Raw genomic sequence first — 21,214 nt, forward strand, 5'->3', positions numbered from 1 at the left:
AATTATTGCAGATTAGTATAGCTCATCGATAAGCCAAAAAATTACAGTGTAATCGCTCTGCATCGGTAGTTTTTAGGCAATGAGTTATTTAATTCGCTTAAGTAATTTATGTTTAATAAAGTTAAATTTACTCCACTAAGTAAATTAGTGGAGTAATATTTTAATACCTTGCCAACCGAGTTGTAGCGTTAATAGCGTTAAAACGACTCTAAAAATACGCTTAAATTTATCCCCAGACATACTTTTAAGTAATTTAATTCCAAACCAAGTACCTACAGCACCACTTAGCACCATAGCAATTACAAGCGGCATCCATTGCCAAAAGCTAAAACCAACAGCACCATAAATTATGGCTTTTAATAAATGCTGCACACTCATAATGCTCGAAAACGTTGCCGTAAACTTTAACTTTTCGTAATTATTTATATATAAACAGCTACCAACTAATGGCCCGCTTGCCCCCACAAACATAGAAATAAAAGTCGTTATGCCACCGGCGACCATACGCCATAGCTTAGAGGTTAATTTTATAGGTGGCGTTTTACCCCACAGTAAATAAATAACAAAAATAGCGACCACTAACTTCATAGCATCAAGCGATATATCATCAATAACAAAACTTGATAACCCCGCACCTACTAAGCCGCCTAACGCAAAATATACAAACATGCTTTTATCAATATGCTTAAAACTGAGTAAAAACCTATTTGCATTAGAGCCAAGCTGTACTAAACCATGCACAGGCACAACAACTGCCATAGGCATAAACGACGCCATAACAACAAGCAGCATTAATCCGCCACCCGCACCAAATGCAGCAGATATAAAAGAAGTAAACCCAGCTGTAATTATCAACAATAAAAACAAAAATAAAGACATACTGTCGGGAAATAAAAAGTCCATAAAACTCCACTGCCTATTTAGGTACTTTAAAGTAGCAGTATCTTAAACAATTAAAGGTACAACATACACTTATAGCAAGCGGTATCAGCCTCTATTTCAGGCAATGTATTATGTTGCGTTGTTTTTGCACTTTGTTTGCACATTTAACAAATATTATACATTCAACTTCATTACCGGATATTTTTGATGAGAAGATTTAACGCACCAATTTTAACACCGCTTGTAGTGTGCATACTTACACTGGGTTTAGCTGCCTGTAATGGTAGCGATACTGAAAGTAGCGTTGTAACTGAAGCAACCACCAATGAGAGCACACCAGCAGATACTTCAACCGATTTTGTTGTAGAAGTAGACCCTTTTAATTTTGAAAGCGATGCACTTATCTCATCCATTCCCACTCAAACATGTACGCTAAGCAACGGCGATGAAACCTCATGCTACAAAATTGATATTGCAGGTGTGCCTTCAAATTACGAGATTGGTGTGTTTTGCCCTCAAAATATCACATCAACAGCTGACGAAGCCGGTATCTGGTTTGATGGCACCGGTGAAGTTTACGATATAACTGGCGACTTTATTTTAAACCTACCAACATTATATAACGATAGTCATTGGCAGCTATACGACGAAGGTACAGGCCTTGTAAATGTAACCGACACACAAGAGTCGTGCGATGGCGCTGCACGTCCAAACGTAGAAGAACAATACCAAAACCACTGCGTAGAATGCTCTATTGATTATGTTGATGGCGGTATATCAGAATCATTTTTAATTCCAATAACGCCTGTTGCAACCACTCAAAATAGCAGTATTGGTAACGCTAATGTGGGTGTTGCTCTCAATGGTGTTGTACTTGCTGCACCCGCGCCTGTTGAGGCTATTTTAGGCGCATACACTATTGCAGCCTTTGATGATTGCGCTGGCCATATTAACTTAGTAGCAGGCTATCACTACCACGGTGAAGCAGGTTGTAGCCAAACACAAATTCAATCAGACGGTCATGCCGCCATGATGGGTTATGCACTCGATGGATTTGGTGTATTTGGCATGCTTAACGAAGATGGATTAGAACCCACTGATTTAGACGAATGTAGAGGCCACACCGACGATACACGCGGATACCACTACCATGCAGCCGATGTATCTGAAAACATGTTTATTGGTTGTTTTAAAGGTGCTACCGCAAGATAACTCGCATTCTGGCCAAATAATTAACTGAGATACTAATGAAAATATTTAACGTGATAAAAGCACTAACCACTGGCTTTTTACTTGCTACCTCATGCTCAGCGCTAAGTCATGCAGGCCACGGCTCAAACGCGCCTTGGGAAGCATGTGAAGAAAAAGCCATTAATGAAGGTTGTAGCTACACAAGTCATGATAAAAAAGCGACAGGCACATGCCAAGCAATGAACAAAGTACTTATGTGCGTTCGAAATAAACCACTTGAAACATTAATAGACAAAGCAACCCAATCTGCCAGTGATCAAAAGCAATCTGTAAAATCACTCGCAAAACGATAAAGTAAAGTAACAGCTACACGCCAAAGTCTTAACGCTGTTTGTTAAGGCTTTTTTTAATCACAAATCATTAGAAAGCATACCCTTTATCTGTTAAATTAGCTTTGTGTATCAAATAATAAAAATAGAATTCCAAAAATGGAATTACACAAGCAAGGTACTAACGTGAGCGCTACATTTAAAATTGTTTTTAATGGTCAGTTATATCAAAATACTGACCTTACCTCTGCCCAAGAAAAACTTAGCCAACTTCTAAATATTCCTCATAATATTGTTGTTCAGTTATTTGATGGAAAAGCTTACGCTTTAAAAAAAGACTTATCGAGTATTGATGCTGTTAAAACAGAATCCTCACTAAAAAAGCTAGGATTAATTACTAAAGTAGAACCGCAACTCTCTACTGTAATCTCTCAATCTCAAAATAATCAAATAGCACTCACTGAGCACAGTAAAAATACAGATAAACACATTAGTGAAAGTACTGAAGGCAAAAGTATCTCAGTACAAAGTGAACGCCTAGATACGGGCAAAGCCCCAAATACAGCTGCCGCTATTAAGCAAAGTTATAATAAATATAAACTACTGCGTAACACTTTAAAAAGCGTATTGTACTTTTGCTATAGCGCACTTTGTATTATTACCTTAATAGGCGTAGTGATCAGTGTTAATGCACTGAAAAACAACTTTGGCATTCTAAATAACGGAACTACAAATAACACAACTACAAACAACTTAAGTTACCAAAATTATAAACAATATTTGATTGATCAAAATAGCCTAAATCAACCAGCAAAAAAAGTAACAAACGAGCGAACAGCTAGCCCTACACAGCAAAAAAGTAATGAGTACTTTAGACGCTTTTCATCGCTAATAAATAGCTACGCGCAAAGTACAGGACAAGCTGATATAAAAACGATGGGGGGCGATAAATTACAACAGCACCTGCAAGAAATAGATGACCTAGGCCCTAAAAATGAATTTTGGCAGCAACTGGTACAACTTTCAAAAGGCTTAGATAACGATAAGCATGTAATAGGGATGCTAAACAATACTGATCCCGCCAAAGTACAATGGATAAACGCGGTAGATTGGATCAGCCAAAGCTATATTAGGCAACAGCAAAACTCGCAAACTACAAACAATTCTCCTGTCACTACCTACGAGCCAAGTAACCCTATACTTAACCTAACGTTGTTAATAAGTATGCTGTCGTTATTTAGCCTGCTTGTGATTGCAATAAAAATGAAGCTACGCGCTATAAGACATTCTTAAATTTTATTTTTACTTTATAAATTCCATAAAAAAACCCGCAAATTTGGATTAACAAATTTGCGGGTTTCTTATGGTTTTCGAATAACGAGTTCAAAAACCTTTATTGGGCTGGGGGAGTCTTAATCGAGCCATCAAGCTATTGTTTTAATTTAACTTTAATAACAAGCAAACCCCTACATGGTACTAACCATGGTACTAAAATAAATTGTTATCATAAATAAAAATAGCTAGGTATGTTCAATCCGATTTTTTACTAATCTAAATTTCCAGCCAACTTTATCACTTTTTGATAATCAGGCCATAACCAAATTTTCGCGACATTTGTTTTTTGACTAAATTTGAAAAGGTTACTATCAATTTCAAGAGCTACTTTGTTTAAAATTCCATTGTATTGGCTATAATCTTTACCATGAGCCTTCCTGTGATTACCATAAACTAAATGTTTTTGGGCATCACCCCACCCATCTGGATATTCAATATTATGCTGTACTGAATTATACATATTTAGCTCATATAGTTCAGAAAACACATTCTCACTATGGCTATCAAGCGGAGTATTATGTTTGTATAGCCCACCATCTATGCATGGTTTGTCATTTTTCCTTTCATCAAAACTTGTACTCTTTAGATCGAATTCTACTATCCCTACCAATAAAGAAAATATATTTATCACCTGAACTTTATTAGAGCTTTGTTCAGCATATAGGGCTGATCGTAAACAAGCTTTTAACTTATCAATTAACTGGTCAACATCCCTTAAACTCAACTCGTAAGCTTTAGCCACCCATATGATATATTGGCATATATTATTTTTCGTATTGTTTGTAAGGTTTGGATAAAGTGCTACCTTTTCAGTATACGGCGTTAAATCTACTTCTTGTAATTTTAAATAGTGCTCGAGATCTGGCTCTGCTAACCTAGCTTCTCGATTAAAAAAACGCTTTAGGTAAGTATTAGAGTCAAAATTAGAACCGTAGACTGACTTTATCGACTCTTGTAGCTGTGTAGTATCTGTAGCTACAACAAAAACAAAGTTTTTGGTAGTGAAGAAGTGCTTGATCACTTCTAGCATTTCTATAGCGTAACTAGGCCTACATCGATCAAGCTCATCAATTAGTACTATCACAGGTAAACTTTTACCATGACTTCTTTCAAGCACTTCAGCTAAAAGCTCAAGCTCTTGTCGTATGCTTTTTATTGCTTCAACTTGTTCTTCATGGTTAGTTTTAACACTTGATATAAAATCCTCGGGACTTGCTTCAAAAAGAGCCTTTGCAGCTTCAATACCCGCAGCAGAATCTCCTGTAAGGTGTTTAGCTAACAAACCCGCTCCACCTATAAAAGATCCCTTTAGTACCTTTCCCAAATACTCTGAAACTTTATCAAATTCAGCGCCAATATTTTGATTAATCGTTGAAAGCTGGTTAATTAGTTCGCTTGCAACAACTGACAATGGAATTTCTGAAAAGTCACTTTCCCATGCATCAATATAAACAGTCGGGTGACCTTCACTTATCAAGTGGCTATATAACCTTCTTAAGAATTCAGTTTTACCTGTTCCCCAAGCCCCATTTAAGTTAAGTACAAAGCCGTCGTGCTCTCCCTTAATATAGTTAGTTAAAAACTCACCATACTCTTTACGATTAAGCTTACAGTTATCGAATGTATACTTTTGTAACCAATCAGAATATTTACAGTTGCTAACAGCCATTAATTCTTACCTCCACTCAACATATCAAATATCACTCGCGCGAATTGCTGGTTTCTTGCGGGATCTGAAAGTAGCTGCATCATTTGCTCTTGGTGTGCGTCACTACTTCCTAAAATGGCGTCGTCCATTGCTTGAGGGAAATCACCTAGCATTGCTTGCTCTGGGCTGTTGTTTGCAATCTGGCTCATTACAGAGGCGTTTTCGCTTAGTTTATCGCGTACTGTAAAGGCATAGTTAAGCATGTCTTTATTAGTTAGGTTATCAGTAATAAAAACCTCATTAAGCTTGTCGATTATCTGCGATAAGAACGCTTCTTTTTTATCCTTCGCTTTAGCACTACCAACGTCATTACTTGGCTCTAGCTTGTAATCAGGCTCGCCTTCTTTTAACTGTATATCTTGTTGGCGTATTTTTGATAGGCGGTAATGGCTCATTACTACATTATCTAAATCAAGCTCATCTTCAGTCACTACTTTTTCACGTAACAGTGGGCGTAAGTGGCGAGCAAACAAGCTTAGTTTTTCAAGCTCTTTGTCGTCGTACTCCACCAGCTGCGACATAAACTCGTAAAAGCGGGTAAAGCTGCCTAAGTCTTTTTTGAATATCTCTAGGCGGTCTTTTTCTTGTTTGCACTCTTTAAAGCTTGTTTCTGCGTTAGCTATTAATACTGCATCTTCTGTTTTCTTAGTGCGTTCAAACATTTCTTTAGCTTTTATATACGCCTCAATTGCTGATGCGTAACGCTTTTGCCAACGCTCTTTAGCAGGGTGAATAATATTGCTGATCGCCGCGTTTGACTTGTTCTTGGTAAAGAAGGCTGCACAAAACTGCTCAACCTCAGACCACAAAAATATACCGCTAGCATGCAGCTTTTCAAATAAATCAAAAACAACCTGAGGGTCAGTAACATCAGCAAGTTCTGCTGTTTGGTAGTAAGGCTGAAATGCCTCTAGTATGTCTTCTGGGGCATTAAAGAAGTCCAATACAAACGTGCCTGTTTCAGCTTTACTTGGGTAAGTACGGTTTAGTCGCGACAAAGTTTGTACACACTCAACGCCACCTAGCTTTTTATCTACATACATAGCGCATAGCTTTGGTTGGTCGAACCCTGTTTGAAACTTATTAGCCACCAGCATTACTTGGTAATCATCACTATCAAAGGCTTTGCGCATATCGCGGCCTTTAAGGTCTGGGTTCATGCTTTTTTCAGTAAACTTCTTATCTAAAAATGCTGTGCTATCAGGATCGCTTTCAGTAAACTCAACTTCGCCTGAAAATGCCACCATAGCGCGTATTGTTGCGTAACCTGTTTTCTGCTCTGCTAGGGCTTCTGCTACATATTTATCAAATGCTAGCTTATAACGCACTGCCTCTTTGCGTGAGCCAGTTACTACCATTGCTTTCGCTTGTCCGCCTAATAAGCCCATTACGTTATCTTTAAAGTGCTCAATTATCACTTTAACTTTTTGCGATATATTATGGTCGTGTAAACGCACCCATTGGTTAAGTTTTACGGTTGCCTTTTTACTATCAACCTCTTCATCTGCCGCTTCTATTTTTTGAGCTAGTTGGTACATCACCTTATAGTTAGTGTAATTTTTAAGTACATCTAATATAAAGCCTTCCTCTATTGCTTGGCGCATTGAATAAACATGATACGCCACTGGCTTATTTTGTTTTGATGGCGGTAGTTCTGGGTCAGGTAAGCGACCAAACAGCTCTATTGTTTTTGCTTTAGGTGTGGCAGTAAACGCATAGTAGTTAAGATTTGCACTACCACGGCGGGCTGCAACGGTTGCATCGAGTATATCCTCTGACGATAACTCAATGTCGTCATCAGTCTCTTCAGTCATTAGTACTTCTTTTAACTGGCGAGCTGTAGAGCCACTTTGTGATGAATGAGCTTCATCGGCAATCACCGCGTAGCTTCGTTCTTTTAAGCTAGTACTGTTCTCGATAGCACGTAATACAAACGGAAAGGTTTGAATGGTTACAATAATAATTGGCTGAGCGTTTTCCAGTGCGCTGGCGAGCTTCTCTGATTTAGAGCCATCACCTTCTTTATTATTAATACGCCCTACTACACCATCTGCATGCTCAAACTGATAGATAGTATCTTGCAGCTGATCATCAAGTACTGTTCTATCTGTTACAACAATCACTGAATGAAATTGTTTATTACCTTGCTCGTCATACAGAGTAGAAAGCTGGTGGGCTGTCCATGCAATTGAGTTTGATTTACCTGAGCCCGCACTGTGTTGAACCAGGTACTTGTTACCTGTGCCCTCTTCTATTGCTGCATCAATCAGCTTACTTACTACATCCCACTGGTGATAACGCGGAAAAATAAGCGTTTCTTTTTTATATTTACGTCCTTCCCAATCTTCCTTGTCTTCTATTTGAAGGTGTACAAAGCTGCCTAAAATGTTAAGCAGATTTTTAGGCACTAATACTTCATTCCACAGGTAATCGGTTGCATAACGGCTAGCGTCTTCAGGTACATCATTACCTGCACCACCTTCACTTGTGCCTTTGTTAAAGGGTAAAAAGAAGGTGTCGTCACCAGCAAGCTTAGTGGTCATATACACTTCGTACTGGCTTACAGCAAAGTGTACTAATGCACCACGCTTAAAGGTAAGTAGTGGCTCTGGCTTTTTAGTCGCAGGATCTTTAGGTAAGCGGGTCTGTTTGTACTGCTTAATCGCATTTTCAACCGCTTGTTTAAATTCTGATTTAAGCTCAAGGGTTGATACGGGTAAGCCGTTTACAAACAACACTAAATCTATACGCCAACTCTTGGCTTTACTGCCAGTTGCAGCTAAGTGCTCTGCATTGGCATACGGGCTATACACTAACTCTTGTACTATACGGCAGGTGTTTTGCTCATAACGCGCTAGGGTTTCGGGGTTAAGGTTATGCTCAGGTTTAAATTGGCACAGCTCAAAACGCGCATTACGAATTTTTAAACCATGACGCAACACACCTAATACCCCATACGTGCGTGATGCTTTATCTGTGGCGTTTATATCGGCTTTTTTAAGTTGTGCCACCAGCGCTTCTAAAAAGTGGCGTTCAGGATCATTGGGGAACACCTTACACAGCTTTTGCCACTCTTTGGGTTGGGTGTTTTTAACAAAGGCCAGTGCATCTTGTTCATACAAAGCGGTTTCACAGTTATAGCCAGCGCCTGTGCCTTCAACCCAACCATTTGCCACCATTTGGCTAATTATGTCGTCTTGAAAAATTCGTTCTTGCGTTGTATCTATCACTTTTATTATTCCTTATACGTGACTTATTTAACGTGTTGGGTTTTTAACCTAAAATCAATTAACGTTAACTATTCGGTTTATCCTGCAGCTGCTTTAGCGCATTCGCTAAATCTAAATCAACCTTTGATGGCTGGGCATCAATTACTCTGCGGTATTTATCGTATTCTTGTTTAGCTTTCTCTGTGGCTTGTGCCTGTGAGATATTGCCAGCATGGTTAAGTACTTCATAATCACTTAAGCGTAAAAAGTCATCAAGCTTGCTCGCCCAGTCTGCCATTTTCATTAACTTACCATTACGCGCTTGTAGCTCTGCAAATTCTAAGTAGGAGTTAACCAATCTATTTAAAGTATCGAGTTCTTTCTCGTCTAAATAGTTTTTGCCTGTAACCACCTCTTTGCGGGTTGGCTCTGCACCTGCAAAGCTGGTTAAGCCTAAATGGGGTTTGTCTGCATCAATACGTTTAAACACCAGCTCTGCTGCGGTATTACCATGGGCAGCCCAGTGCATTTTATTTTGAACTTTAGCAAAAAAATCAACACTGGTTTGTGCTTTGCCGTCGTAATCAATGCTGGTGGCGTATATGTCGCATACCTTGCGCCAAAATATCTTCTCTGACGAGCGTATATCACGTATGCGGTTTAATAGTTCGTCAAAGTATTGCATGTTATCTGGGTTTTTAAGACGTTCGTCATCCATTACAAAGCCTTTAGATAGGTACTCTTGTAATGTGCTTGTTGCCCATTGGCGAAATTGGGTGCCTTGTTTAGAGCGCACGCGGTAACCCACGGCGATAATTAACGGCAAATTATAGTGCTTAGTATTGTAGTTTTTTCCATCTTCTGCAGTTGTTCGGAATAACCGAACAGCTGTATTTTCATCCAGTTCTTGTTCGTTAAATATATTAGTTATATGTTCACTTATCGTTGCTTTTGACTTGCCATACAACAGGCATAAATCAGCTTGGGTTAACCATAACGTTTCAGTTTCAAAACGACATTCAACCTTGGTTTGGCCTTCATCTGTTTCAAATAAAATAAACTGACCAAGTGGCGGCGTAACATTATTAGTCATTAGGTTGCTCCCAGTTACGCACGTCAATTTTGCCTGTGACTGCGGCAGAGATTAGTGCGATGCGGCGTTCTTGCATTAATGTGATGGAATGCTGAGCGGCATCAAGTAAAGCTGAAAATTTTTGCCTTTGATTACAAATATATTCAAAAATATTCTTCTGCTCTTGTATATCAGGGTATGCAATTGGAAACTCTTGCAGAATAGGTACGCTAATGTTTTTTTGTGCACTTCCCCAACCTTGAAGGGAAAAATAAGATTTACCCATATCTGAATTTAAATACTCTACTAAATAACCTGCTAGAAAACCTTTCATTGGCGTTGAAATTAAATTAGTAAAACATTGTGAACGATCCAACTCCTCAGGAATGACCGCACTTATTCCTGGGTAACCTGTGCGAACAGTTACGATATCACCCCAAAATAAATATTTAGAGTCATTCTGTTCTGCGAAGCTTTTCTTTAGAAATAACAAATCACTTGTGCGAAGACCTTCTTCTTTTATATTTGTTGAGCGAATTAAAACAGTACCATCTTCACTATATGCATGTGTCGCAGCCTCAGCTATTCCTACAATTACCCTACTAGAGCAATACTTATAACGCGAAGTAACCCAATGCTCCGGCACTTCGCCCAACCACTCGACAGCTGAATCTTTCATCGGGGCTTGTGGGTTAAGGCCTTTCGTCACTGCATGGCTGATCACTGCTTGGCGCTTTTCTTTTAGTAACTTAATCAGTTGTTGCTGCTTTTCAATCAAGGTGTCGATTTTAGCGGTTTCGTGATCGAGAAAGTTGGCGATTTTTTGTGATAACTTGTACCCCATGACTGGCATAGGTAATAAGCCAATAAAGTCCCAACTTGCTCTTGGCATTTTAGAACCATATGTTGATGAGTTAACTTGCTCTATAAACTCATCAGTAAGCATAAAATAATTTAAGTATTTAGAATGAGTAAGATTACTCCTTAAAACTAAAAACTCTGATGAACAAATACCGGCAAAAGTAGCTAACCAAGATTTGGCAAGGTAGGGACGCAACTTTCCAAATAAAACATCACCTTCATTAAAACTATTGGATATACCTTCAGGAGCCGTCTCTACAGTTTCAATGTACTTGCCATTCTTACTCGAAACATTCTCCATTCCAACGTATTTGGCATTTACTGGAAGTGTTTTTTCTCCAGTCAGAACTGTTGAAAACTTCAATTTAACAACCTTCCAGTCACTAGGTATTTTCCCTAGCCACTCAACCCCAGAATCTTGATACTCAGGGTATGGCTGACATTTCCCTGCCTTTAACTCACTCATGATCGTCCCCCAACTGGGCTAAAACTTCGACACTGGGTAATTTGAATGTTGTACCACCAAGTGATTTAAACCAATTGGGCAACAAGTTGTTGCCCAATTGCCCGCACAAGGTTAAAAGCTCGGCATTCACTTTAACAACGGCTTTTTGCTGGCTTGATGCCACCTTATGTTTAAGCTCGGTCAGCCATAGCTTGTATTCTGTACTTTGCAGTGATTTTAGGCATTTGTTTTTATCCATTCTCATCATCCTTCAAAGCCCAAAATGGATGCGTTGCCCAGTTTTCAGGAAACCCCATATTTCTAACGGGTACTTCTGGGTGCTTAACTATTAATTGAACAAGCTTGTCTGTCCATTGGCTATCGGGGCTTACTTCTTTCATTAGGTGTGCCAACAATAATAAAACTGAATATAAGCGTTTTGCAGGCTGTATATGGCTATTAGGTAATACTGGGGGTAACTGCCATTCTGCGTCTCTTAGTAGCTTGGGTGCAATAGGTAACTCCCTATTCCATAAGCGAGCATGATGTGCACAACAATTTCTAATAAAGGTAAGTGTGTGTAACCAACTCGCAAACTTATCCTGAGGAACATTAAAGCGCTTAGCAATAGCCTTTCTGTCGGAGTCTTTAACTAACCCTTTATATAAGTGAGAAAGCTCACCCAGTGTTAGCTCTTCAATTACTGCCCAACACGGTGGTAAATTAGGCTCGTTATAATGGCTCACATAATATCGGCAATAGTTTTCACGTTGCTTTAGGTTAATTAATTCCGCTTTTTTTTCTGGGGTATGTTGCGGCGAATTATTAATTTTTGCAGCTTCTCTAGCCAAAATGCCACGCTCTTTGTCCTGCTTATCACTTAATGATTTAATTAATCGATTATGATCATAATTGCGATTAAAGTGATTGCGGTCAATGTACCAGTGAGAGCCACTATAAGGCTCATCGTCTTTTTGATACTTTGGGCCCATAACATTATTAAACATGGAACGGGTAGCAACTTCAATGCGCTCAACCGCATCCATAATTAACAGCCTAAGCTCTCGGTCAAAAGCATACAAAGCAACCACTTGTTTAAACTCACTGCCTTCATTAAATGGGTGTTCTTCATGGTGTAACTTTTGAAAAGGTCGCATATAGGCTGACAATCTAAAAAAGCTAATAACCTCTAAATAATGTTTAGCTCGTTCAGGCTCTTTTATACTTAGCCCACGCTGTTGGAGTAATGCTATTTGCTCATCAAGGCTAATCGAGGGTTTGAAAAATGGGATCACATCAGTTCCCTATCGACACTTTTTACTAGATTACATGTATGTTTTAAATAGGAGGTGGTTATTAAGGCGTAGAAAAAAGAAAACCCGCACAATTTCAGCATGAGTTTTGATAAATCAAAGCACATAGGCTTGGCGGGTATATTACGTATTATATTAGTTTTTAATGACGGTAAGGTCAATAACAATAGTAAATTAATAATAGTTATTTGTTGGGCTTTAACCCACCATAAGGTTAGCTTTAGCTGCAAAGTCACCATATTAGATGACTTAAGATCACAATACTTCATTACGAGTGTACCTCTTGCAACAACTTCATTATGTCACTGCTCACAGCATCAAGTTCTGCATCAATCTCGGTTAAATCACGTGGTGGTTGGTACTCATAAAAGTGGCGGTTAAAGGGAATTTCGTAACCAACTATACCTAGCTCGCCGTCTTTATCATCGCACTTAGTGTCGTTTATCCATGCATCGCTTACGTGCGGAGCTACCTCGCGGTTAAAGTAGTTTTCAACCATGAGCTTGGTACTAATACTTGGTTGGGCAGAGCCGTTTAAATAAGCCTCTTTTAGCGGTACATTTTCATTATCGCGTAAGTCGCCATCTTGCTTATAAGTAACAACTTTACCTTGCCACTTTGTTACATTGCCTTGATATTCAAATGCACCGTACATTGGGCTTGCTGAATCTTTAAATAATTTATCAACCACACATTCTGCTTCTGGGTTTTTAAAGGTAATGGCATCGAGCAACTGTTTTTTCTCTTTACTGTCGAGCTTAATATCTAAGGCTTTAAGCGCTTGTGTATAGGTAATATCAAACTGGTTAAAGTCGTCTGATTGCAGCTGCTTGCCACCAGCATCACCATCTAATTGTGTTTGTAGTTGCTGCGCTGTTTCCATAAGCGATTTTTGGCATAACCAAAGCTTAGGCTCTAGTATATCTTTAATTTGTTTTTCTTTCAGCTCTGGGAAGTCGGCTTTAATAATAGCTCTGGCTTCAATTTCAACTGCGCTCAAATCGCCGTATTGATTATCACCCGACCTACCACCTGAATTGTCTGTAGACCACTGTGTGCCAAACTTTTCATACAGCGCCATCATAGCGCTATTGTAAGGTTTAGGTGCAAAGCGCAGGGATGCAATGGCTTCATCAGTCACTTGCGCTGACAACCTAAGTGGGCGCTCTATGGTGATACGACGATAACCAAACTCATAGGTATTAAATATTTTACTGGCAAAGGTTTTTGCTACATCGGCTTTAGGGTTAGCCGCTTGGCGACCTCTGCTACTTTTAGCCTCGGTTGGTTTAACTAAGCCTAATTCTTCAAGTGTTGTTGTTTCTACTTGTTCAAAGTTACCAAAGCTGCGAGTGATTAGTTTAATGTCGTCTTCACTCATAACATTACGTTTAGAGCCAAGAGATTTACGCATTTTACCGCATAGGTTAGCACCATTGATTAGCTGAACCTTGTTTTTACGCTCCGCGCTTTGCTGCTGCGTTTTTTTGTTCGACAATACCCACACATAGGTAGCAATACCTGTGTTGTAAAACATATCAGTAGGTAAGGCTATAATTGCCTCAAGTAAGTCAGACTCTAAAATATAACGACGAATTTCGCTTTCGCCACTGCCTGCACCGCCCGTAAATAAAGGAGAACCATTTAGAATAATACCAATACGCCCGCCGTTGTCTGAGGCATCGCGCATTTTACTAATAAGGTGCATTAAAAATAACAGTGAACCATCTGACACTCTTGGCAAGCCTGCACCAAAGCGACCATCAAAACCTTTTAAGGTATGTTCGTCTTTAATATCGCCTTCAATCTTTTTCCAATCAACACCAAATGGTGGGTTAGACAGCATGTAATCAAACTTATCTACTGCTAGCTGATCATTTGATAAGGTATTACCTAGTTTAATACGGCTTACGTCTTGCCCTTTAATCAGCATATCGGCTTTACAAATAGCGTAAGACTCTGGGTTTAACTCTTGTCCAAATGCACGCATAACAGCATTAGGGTTAAGCTCGTGCACGTACTCCATACCTGATGATAAAAAGCCACCTGTGCCTGCTGTTGGGTCGTAAATGGTGCGAATAATCCCTTCTTTGGTTAGGGCGTCGTCGTCTTCCATAAATACCAGTGAGGTAGTTAAACGTACAATATCGCGAGGTGTGAAGTGCTCACCTGCGGTTTCGTTAGAACTTTCAGCAAAGCGACGTATTAGCTCTTCAAACACTAAACCCATATCGTGGTTTGATATAGCTTGTGGGCTTAAATCGTATTTAGAGAATTTTTGTACCACTTTAAAAAGTAAGTTGGCGTCATCTAATAAACCAGCAAACTCATCAAACTTTAAGTGCTCAAAAACCTCGCGGGCATCGGCTGAAAAGCATTGAATATAACGTTCAAGGTTGGCTTTAATATCACCCTGACCCATTTTGTATAAATCCATAGGCGAGGTATTAAAAAAGGTTAAGCCGTTTGTAGCTCTGATCAACAGCTTTTCTTGTACATCTTCTGGGAGGTTTAACGCTTTAATACGCCCAAACTCAGCTATCACTGCACCTTTACTTGGTGCGAGCACACATTCAAGGCGACGTAGTAAGGTGAAAGGTAAAATAACACGGCCATATTGAGACTGTTTAAAGTCACCACGAAGGAGATCAGCTACTGACCAGATAAAAGCAGCGGTTTGAGAGAAGTTGTTATTAGTTGTCATTTTAATCTTCCATAAAGTAATCGCTATCGAGCGCTTTTACTTCAAATACATGTTTGGTGCTTACGCCTAAATTATGAGTAAGCATGAGTTCGGTTAGTTGTGCGCCATCCACCAGCACTATGCGTTTTTCTATCATGCCTACATACTCAAGGGCATCTTTACTAAAGCTGCTGGTGGTAATAAAAACGCCTTTTTTAGCACGGTGCATATCAAGCGCACCTGCAAAGGATTGTATATCTGGGCGACCAACTGTTTTATTGGTGTAACGCTTGGCTTGCAAGTATATCATTTCAAGGCCAAGTTTATCTTCTTTGATTACCCCATCGATGCCACCATCTTGCGTGTATTGAGTAGCTTGGCCTGCATCTTTGCGTGACCCGCCGTAACCCATGGCGAGCATTAAATCGACCACTAGGTTTTCAAAAAATACGGGGGTCGCTGCTAATATCGCTTTAAGTATTTCGTCACTTAGGTTGGTGTTGAGCGTATCTACTGCAGCTTCTATAAGCTCTTCTGGGGTTTTATCAGAGTTATTACTTACTATGCTGGTGGCGTTTACTTGTGCAGGCTCGCTTACATCTTTTGAGCGTGTTTTAAAATCGAGGAAAGCATCGAACTTACTTAAGTATTGGTTATTGATTGGCTCGCCCGACTCTATTGCAGCTAGCCCTTTTTGCGTGATTTTACAAAAAGCTCTTTTAGGCTGTTCTATTAAACCCGCTTGCGCTAAATAGGTTTTAGCCCAACCTAGCCGATGATAGGCATATGTTTGCTTGCCGCTCGGTATACGAAGCTTTAGTTGATCGGCACTAAGCCCAAGCTTACGGTAAACATCGGCATCAATATCACGCAATTTAACAGTTTGACCATTGGCTAGACATTCTAGTAACGGGGTCATAAATGATTGGTAATCTGGAAGAGGCATAGAATCCCTTTGCTACTTAGGTTAGTCCATTATTAAGTAAGAATACTATATAAAACTGCTCCTTTAATCAAAATTAAACTGCCTCTGTTTTGGTATATAAAATAGAAAACGATCACTTTTTAAAGGTGATCGGTTAATTAAAGCGATCACCTTTAAAGAGTACTATTTCTGAACAAATAAAAAACCAACCCATTGATTTATAAAAACTTAAAATTACAAAGTAAATTACTTTGAAAAGTGATCGAATACTTTATAAATTTACAATTCACGTGTATATATGCGTGCTGCTGTGTACCATATACCTGGCTACAAACAACACTATGACTAACCTAACACCCCACCTTTCCTATCAAGCTATGCCACGCTTAACTACCCTTTGGGTAAACAAGTCTGCTAGCGGAGTAGTTTTTTATCGATTGCGAAACACGACGTTTAGAGTAGCATTTTGCAAGGTAGCTGATCCTGTAAACAGCTTCTTTAAAGATTTCATAAAAACCTTCTTGGTTAGTAGACAGCTGATAAAAGCAGTTTTTAGGAACGTATAGTGACCCCCCACCTGATACCCTATCCCAGATTACCTTAAGTAAATCGATCAACTTACTCGGATGCGCTATTTTATGACCATTCAAGAAGTAGGCTATATGATAATGCTGCTGATCTGCTTTGTCTTGTTCCCTAACCCATATGTAGGCAACTTTACCGTATGTTTTCTTTATTTTTTGCAACATGCGACTACTAAACTGCGACATTACCTTATTATTTGGACTATAGCTTTTTAGCCTTAAATCTAGCCTCAATACTAATACTTTGGAGAAGTAACATAGCATGGTATCTAACTGCTTAATCGCTGTTTCAATGATTTCATGATAATAACCACTTGGGAATTTCATTATTTCTAAGGCCATATATGATTCCTCAGATGCTTTGTGATAATGTATTTCTACACCATATCTATCTTTTAACTCACTGACTAACTGTGATGGCATAGTTTTCTCTAAATATTATAAATAACCTGCACGACAACAACCCTACTAACTGCATTGCCACTGCTTTCGTAAACAAATTACAATCACATAAAAGGGGTGTTTTGCTTAAATAGCATCCTTAAATGTACTAGGCTGTACTTACAAAGCTAATTTGCTTTACCTCATTTAAAGGCCAACCTGTAACTTTTGGCGCTAGCTGAGTTGGCTTTGAAAGCGTACCCTGCGCAATTAGCTGTCCTACTAAATAAGACGAAATACCAAAGTGTTCTTGTACCGCTACTTTTGAAATAAAGACCTCTTCATCTGCTACTTTGATTTCTCGTTTAGTTAAAAACTTCATGCCTGCACTCTTGAATCAATCCAGTTTATAACATCGCTATATTGCCACCCCATAGCACGACCACTCTGCACGAGCTTGATACTCTTCGGGAACTCACCTTTATTCTGCAAGTCATAAATCATTGTCCGAGATAAGCCTGTTAAAGTTTGTACATCTTTAAGGCGAAGGATTCTTTTGCTATCAGTTAACAAGCTATTTAAGTTCATAATATCATTCCAATTATTGAAGGGATTGAATCCCATAAGTTATTAAAACGAACTAGGACGTTCGCTTAAGTACGGGAAGGATTATGAAGAAATAAAAAGTTCATTAAATAGTAGTCACATATGAAAATACTATTTACTAAATACTTAACTACATATCGAGTTTTTTATGAAGTATGTACAATAAAATTATACACTTACCATTAACTTTATTATTTAAATATAGACAATACGTTCTCGGATGCTGCCTCCTTTTTTCAGGAGTAGTAATGAAAATCTTAATTCTTTGTGTTGCAATATTACTAATTGGCTGCGTATCAAATGTGGAACCATTAAATGATTTTGGTGAGTTCGCACCGACAGATGCTTCATCTGAAGAGTGCTATACAGTTTCATATTTAGCTAAAGGAGCATCTTTCGTTCAAGTGTCTAGGAGAAAAGATGCTTACAGAAAATGTATAAGCATTGCGATGGTAAGTATGAGCTTAGAAATAGTACTAACACTGGCGGAGATGGTGCTCTTATAGGTACAGGCTCAAATATGACTGCATTTTATGCCTCAAAAGAGGTGGCTTTTATTTTCGTTATGTTGACTAAAAGTTTAATAAGCCTACTTATTACGTAGGCTTGAAATCATAAAAAATCAGTCTGCTTGAAAATCTTAAATATTAATTCGTCGAGTTTACCGCTACCAGCTACACTAAGCCTCATCGGTTTCCTGTTATTTTGGTAATAAAAAGGCTCATAATAAGGGATTTTTGAGTAAAAATTGCTGATGTAAATAATTTCAGTTCTAGCATCGAATGATTTTACCCCAAATTTACTCTCAAGCCCTCTTATCAACTTATAGACTAAGACATTTAAACTGACATTATGTTTCAAATTCTGGAAGTCAGTCTGCGTTGCTAATTGCTTCATCACGATAAATGCCAAATCAAGTCTGCGGTCTTCTTTCGGTAAGGGCATGCCGTAAATATCTTGGTAGTTAGCTTTTAAAATATCGTTATATATTAATGAGCAATCACTACTAAAGTTGCAGCTAAGGTAACTATATATAGTTTCGCACTGGGACAGTACTGTTTTACTTCTCTTACCTCTACTTAAGCAAATACCAATGGAATTAGCTACTTTTTGGGTAGACTTTTGCTTTGATATTAAAAACTTAGGATCTAGACTTTCTCGAATAAATTTATCAATTCCTGCGATAATCGCCCAACTATCAAAACCTGCGTAATCATCACTATTAATGACATCTTGATAGCATTCACCAGCAACCTGTTGATAGGTAAGTGTTTTTATCTTTTTTACTTGCCCTATTTTACTCGCTTTCTTTCGAATATTCTGATGGTAACTTAGGCTTTGTGAGTAACGGTTCAATGCATTTAGCTCACCAATCAGCTCACCTAACGCTAAAAAATCTGAAGGTCGTAACTCTTCGTTTGCACTAGCTGAATAATATAGCTTATCGAGCTTACTCTTAACCTCTGTACGGGTAATGCCAAGCATATGTAACTCATCAAAGGCTGTTAAAGCTGTATTATCTTCAATAGTTGATAGTGAATGCCTCACCTTATCTAAAAGAGCCAACAAAGAGCCTGACTCAATAAGCTCTTTATCGTTTGAAATTAGACTTGCAGTAGCAATATCAAGTGCATTGAATTGAGATAGCTTGTCAAACATTCGCTGTTACCTTAGCTTTATTGATATAATCGCTCCACCAGCTCATTACTTCTCTACGATTTTCAACATACTCAGCACGATTGTACGCAGCCCTAATTTCGTTTTTCTCTTGATGAGCCAATGCAACTTCTATTAATTCTGAATCAAACAGCTTAGTTTCATTTAGTATTGTACTAGCAAGTGATCTGAGGCCATGAGCAACCAACTCACCTTTAAAACCCATGCGCTTAATTGCAGCATTAGCAGTTTGAGGGTTAGTATGACTTCTTGGTTCTCTGTCGGCAGGGAAGATATACTGGCGATGACCACTTACAGGCATCATTAATTCTAGTATACGTAATGTACTTTGCGTTAACGGTACTTTATGGCTTTTCGACATTTTCATTTTTTCTGCGGGTAATATCCAGACCTTGTTTTCAAAATCTATTTCAGACCACTCAGCCATAGCAGCTTCACTAGGCCTTACCATTGTATGCAGTTGCCATTCGATTAAGCAGCGAGTTGTAAACTTAATACTTGCTCTTGAAAGAGCCTCCATAAATTCAGGTAACCTTTCACTGCCTATAGTGGCCATAGACTTTTTAATAGGAGTTTGGAACGCAGCTTTAATACCCGCCAAAGAGTTATGCTCTACGACTCCCGTATTAACCGCATAGACCATGATCTCATTTAAACGCTGGCATAACCTTTTAACAGTTTCAAGCGCCCCCTTGGCTGCAATGGGCTTAATAGTGTCGATAGCGAGCTTTGCCGTTAGGCCACTTAAAGGACGTTGGCCTAACGTTGGGAATATATGCCTTTCAAGTGAGTTCCATACATCTTCTGCGTAATTAGGTGAAACCGTACTCTTCTTAAGCTCAAACCAGTCGAGTGCTACTTTCTCTAGAGTATTTAAACGTGATTGCGTCTCTTGAGTATATTGCTGCTCTTTGTACTCTTTTGGATCTATTTCATTAGCAAGAAGCCCGCGAGCCTCTTCTCTTTTTGCTCTAGCAGCGGCAAGGGTAATTTGAGGGTACTGCCCAAAAGAAAGGTTAGTTCTTTTTTTAGTGAATGGTCTGTAGTACTTAAATAACCAACTTTTAGTACCATTAGGCCTTATTGATAACTGAAGCCCACTACCATCTGAAAGTGAATACTCTTTCTCTTTAGGTTTAGCTTGTTTGATTTGCGTATCATTAAGGGGTTTTACAGTTCTTGCCATTTTTCAATACATACCATGTTCTAGCCCAGTGAAATCAGGGCTTTCTAAGTTTTAGTACCACACATATTTAGCTATTGAAGCTGGTGGTACTAACTATGGTACTAAAAATACTGGATGTAGGTAAACCTCTTGGGATATTACAGGCAATAAAAAACCCGCTAGCCTATGTGGCTAGCGGGTTTCCTGTATCTGCTCGGACGTTGTCGAACAGAGAATTGGTGGAGCTGGGGGGATTTGAACCCCCGTCCGAAAAGCCTCGACCGTCGGTACTACATGTTTAGTATTGTCATTTAATTAACCTTTAAGTCCCGGACAAACACGGTAAATAAAGGCGAGGCCGCTTAGTTTTAACGCTTCAACCCCGGCCAGGGTTTCCGTCGCGATCAGGTGTTAGGGTGACACTCCAAAATCCAGTCCACAAGAATACATGGAAGGAGCGCTAGCCAGCCTAAGCTGCTAGAGAGTAGTTATCGTCGTTTGCGATTACTTTAGGTTGCGGCTGTTTAACGAGGCAAACCGCACCTCGACATGCACCTTGGGCTTCTTGAATTCCGTCGAATCCTAATCAGCCCCTGAATTAGTAACTCAATTCAGAGCGTGCAAACAGTATAACTGAGTAAAGTACTGATACTCAAGGCCTAGTAACGCTTTATTTTAATTGCGTGCACTAACCGAGCATTAAGTAACCAAAATTTAGTTTATGCAAGCCCATATAAACATTTGCTTAACAATGTGTTTAACCTGTGTTCAAATAAGGAGTTAAGGTTTTTGTCATTTCTAAACCTTTAGTTGTAAAAAACAAAAATAATAACAGGCATAGAGTAGGG

At 39.0% G+C, this 21,214-nt stretch carries 18 protein-coding genes and 1 other RNA gene; 4 read left to right on the plus strand and 15 right to left on the minus strand.

Going from position 1 to position 21,214, the window contains the following annotated elements; genetic code table 11:
* Window positions 1-144: 144 nt before the first annotated feature.
* The gene (locus H4J63_RS06270; protein WP_182195338.1) at window positions 145-903 is read right to left on the minus strand and encodes a sulfite exporter TauE/SafE family protein; all 759 of its coding nucleotides are present in this window, start codon (window positions 901-903) and stop codon (window positions 145-147) included.
* Between the two features lie 186 nt (window positions 904-1,089).
* On the opposite strand from H4J63_RS06270, the gene H4J63_RS06275 reads away from it, so the two are divergent.
* The 3 genes from H4J63_RS06275 (at window position 1,090) to H4J63_RS06285 (ending at window position 3,695) form a co-directional block, all read left to right on the plus strand.
* A complete protein-coding gene (locus H4J63_RS06275) occupies window positions 1,090-2,094 on the plus strand; it encodes a YHYH protein (protein ID WP_182195340.1) in 1,005 nt (334 codons plus the stop codon).
* A gap of 35 nt (window positions 2,095-2,129) precedes the next feature.
* Complete coding sequence (locus tag H4J63_RS06280) at window positions 2,130-2,426, plus strand: hypothetical protein (protein WP_182195342.1); 297 nt, start codon at window positions 2,130-2,132, stop codon at window positions 2,424-2,426.
* Window positions 2,427-2,588: 162 nt separating this feature from the next.
* Entirely contained in the window at window positions 2,589-3,695 is a 1,107-nt protein-coding gene (locus tag H4J63_RS06285) for a hypothetical protein (protein ID WP_310734712.1), read from the plus strand.
* A gap of 253 nt (window positions 3,696-3,948) precedes the next feature.
* On the opposite strand, the gene H4J63_RS06290 is transcribed toward H4J63_RS06285, so the two are convergent.
* The 11 genes from H4J63_RS06290 to H4J63_RS06340 form a co-directional block, all read right to left on the minus strand.
* Window positions 3,949-5,406: a P-loop NTPase fold protein gene (locus H4J63_RS06290; protein WP_182195347.1), complete on the minus strand. Its 1,458-nt coding sequence runs from the start codon at window positions 5,404-5,406 to the stop codon at window positions 3,949-3,951.
* Entirely contained in the window at window positions 5,406-8,675 is a 3,270-nt protein-coding gene (locus H4J63_RS06295) for a DEAD/DEAH box helicase family protein (protein ID WP_182195350.1), read from the minus strand. The genes H4J63_RS06290 and H4J63_RS06295 overlap by 1 nt, the downstream gene beginning before the upstream one ends.
* A 64-nt stretch (window positions 8,676-8,739) precedes the next feature.
* On the minus strand, window positions 8,740-9,747 hold the full coding sequence (locus tag H4J63_RS06300) for a virulence RhuM family protein (RefSeq protein ID WP_182195353.1): 1,008 nt from the start codon (window positions 9,745-9,747) through the stop codon (window positions 8,740-8,742).
* Window positions 9,740-11,053: a restriction endonuclease subunit S gene (locus tag H4J63_RS06305; RefSeq protein WP_182195355.1), complete on the minus strand. Its 1,314-nt coding sequence runs from the start codon at window positions 11,051-11,053 to the stop codon at window positions 9,740-9,742. The genes H4J63_RS06300 and H4J63_RS06305 overlap by 8 nt, the downstream gene beginning before the upstream one ends.
* Window positions 11,046-11,291, minus strand: a complete 246-nt coding sequence (locus H4J63_RS06310) for a hypothetical protein (RefSeq protein WP_182195358.1) — start codon at window positions 11,289-11,291, stop codon at window positions 11,046-11,048. The genes H4J63_RS06305 and H4J63_RS06310 overlap by 8 nt, the downstream gene beginning before the upstream one ends.
* On the minus strand, window positions 11,284-12,327 hold the full coding sequence (locus H4J63_RS06315) for an Abi family protein (protein WP_182195361.1): 1,044 nt from the start codon (window positions 12,325-12,327) through the stop codon (window positions 11,284-11,286). The genes H4J63_RS06310 and H4J63_RS06315 overlap by 8 nt, the downstream gene beginning before the upstream one ends.
* Before the next feature lie 286 nt (window positions 12,328-12,613).
* Entirely contained in the window at window positions 12,614-15,049 is a 2,436-nt protein-coding gene (locus H4J63_RS06320) for a class I SAM-dependent DNA methyltransferase (RefSeq protein ID WP_182195363.1), read from the minus strand.
* Between the two features lies 1 nt (window position 15,050).
* Complete coding sequence (locus tag H4J63_RS06325) at window positions 15,051-15,974, minus strand: restriction endonuclease (protein WP_182195366.1); 924 nt, start codon at window positions 15,972-15,974, stop codon at window positions 15,051-15,053.
* A gap of 365 nt (window positions 15,975-16,339) precedes the next feature.
* Entirely contained in the window at window positions 16,340-16,960 is a 621-nt protein-coding gene (locus H4J63_RS06330) for an inovirus-type Gp2 protein (RefSeq protein ID WP_182195368.1), read from the minus strand.
* A gap of 127 nt (window positions 16,961-17,087) precedes the next feature.
* On the minus strand, window positions 17,088-17,300 hold the full coding sequence (locus tag H4J63_RS06335; RefSeq protein ID WP_182195371.1) for a hypothetical protein: 213 nt from the start codon (window positions 17,298-17,300) through the stop codon (window positions 17,088-17,090).
* A complete protein-coding gene (locus H4J63_RS06340; protein WP_310734713.1) occupies window positions 17,297-17,542 on the minus strand; it encodes an AlpA family phage regulatory protein in 246 nt (81 codons plus the stop codon). Before H4J63_RS06340 ends, H4J63_RS06335 begins: the two co-directional genes overlap by 4 nt.
* A 230-nt stretch (window positions 17,543-17,772) precedes the next feature.
* Here H4J63_RS06340 and H4J63_RS06345 point away from each other — a divergent pair, with 230 nt between their 5' ends.
* Entirely contained in the window at window positions 17,773-18,030 is a 258-nt protein-coding gene (locus tag H4J63_RS06345; RefSeq protein WP_182195376.1) for a hypothetical protein, read from the plus strand.
* Window positions 18,031-18,136: 106 nt separating this feature from the next.
* Here H4J63_RS06345 and H4J63_RS06350 read toward each other — a convergent pair whose 3' ends face one another.
* From H4J63_RS06350 to ssrA, 3 genes are all read right to left on the minus strand, one after another.
* A complete protein-coding gene (locus H4J63_RS06350; protein ID WP_182195379.1) occupies window positions 18,137-19,183 on the minus strand; it encodes a hypothetical protein in 1,047 nt (348 codons plus the stop codon).
* Complete coding sequence (locus H4J63_RS06355) at window positions 19,176-20,387, minus strand: integrase domain-containing protein (protein WP_182195382.1); 1,212 nt, start codon at window positions 20,385-20,387, stop codon at window positions 19,176-19,178. Before H4J63_RS06355 ends, H4J63_RS06350 begins: the two co-directional genes overlap by 8 nt.
* A gap of 216 nt (window positions 20,388-20,603) precedes the next feature.
* Window positions 20,604-20,960, minus strand: a transfer-messenger RNA (tmRNA) gene (ssrA, locus tag H4J63_RS06360).
* Window positions 20,961-21,214: the final 254 nt, after the last annotated feature.

This window comes from Pseudoalteromonas sp. 5Ae-yellow, assembly GCF_014077565.1.
GTDB lineage: Bacteria > Pseudomonadota > Gammaproteobacteria > Enterobacterales > Alteromonadaceae > Pseudoalteromonas.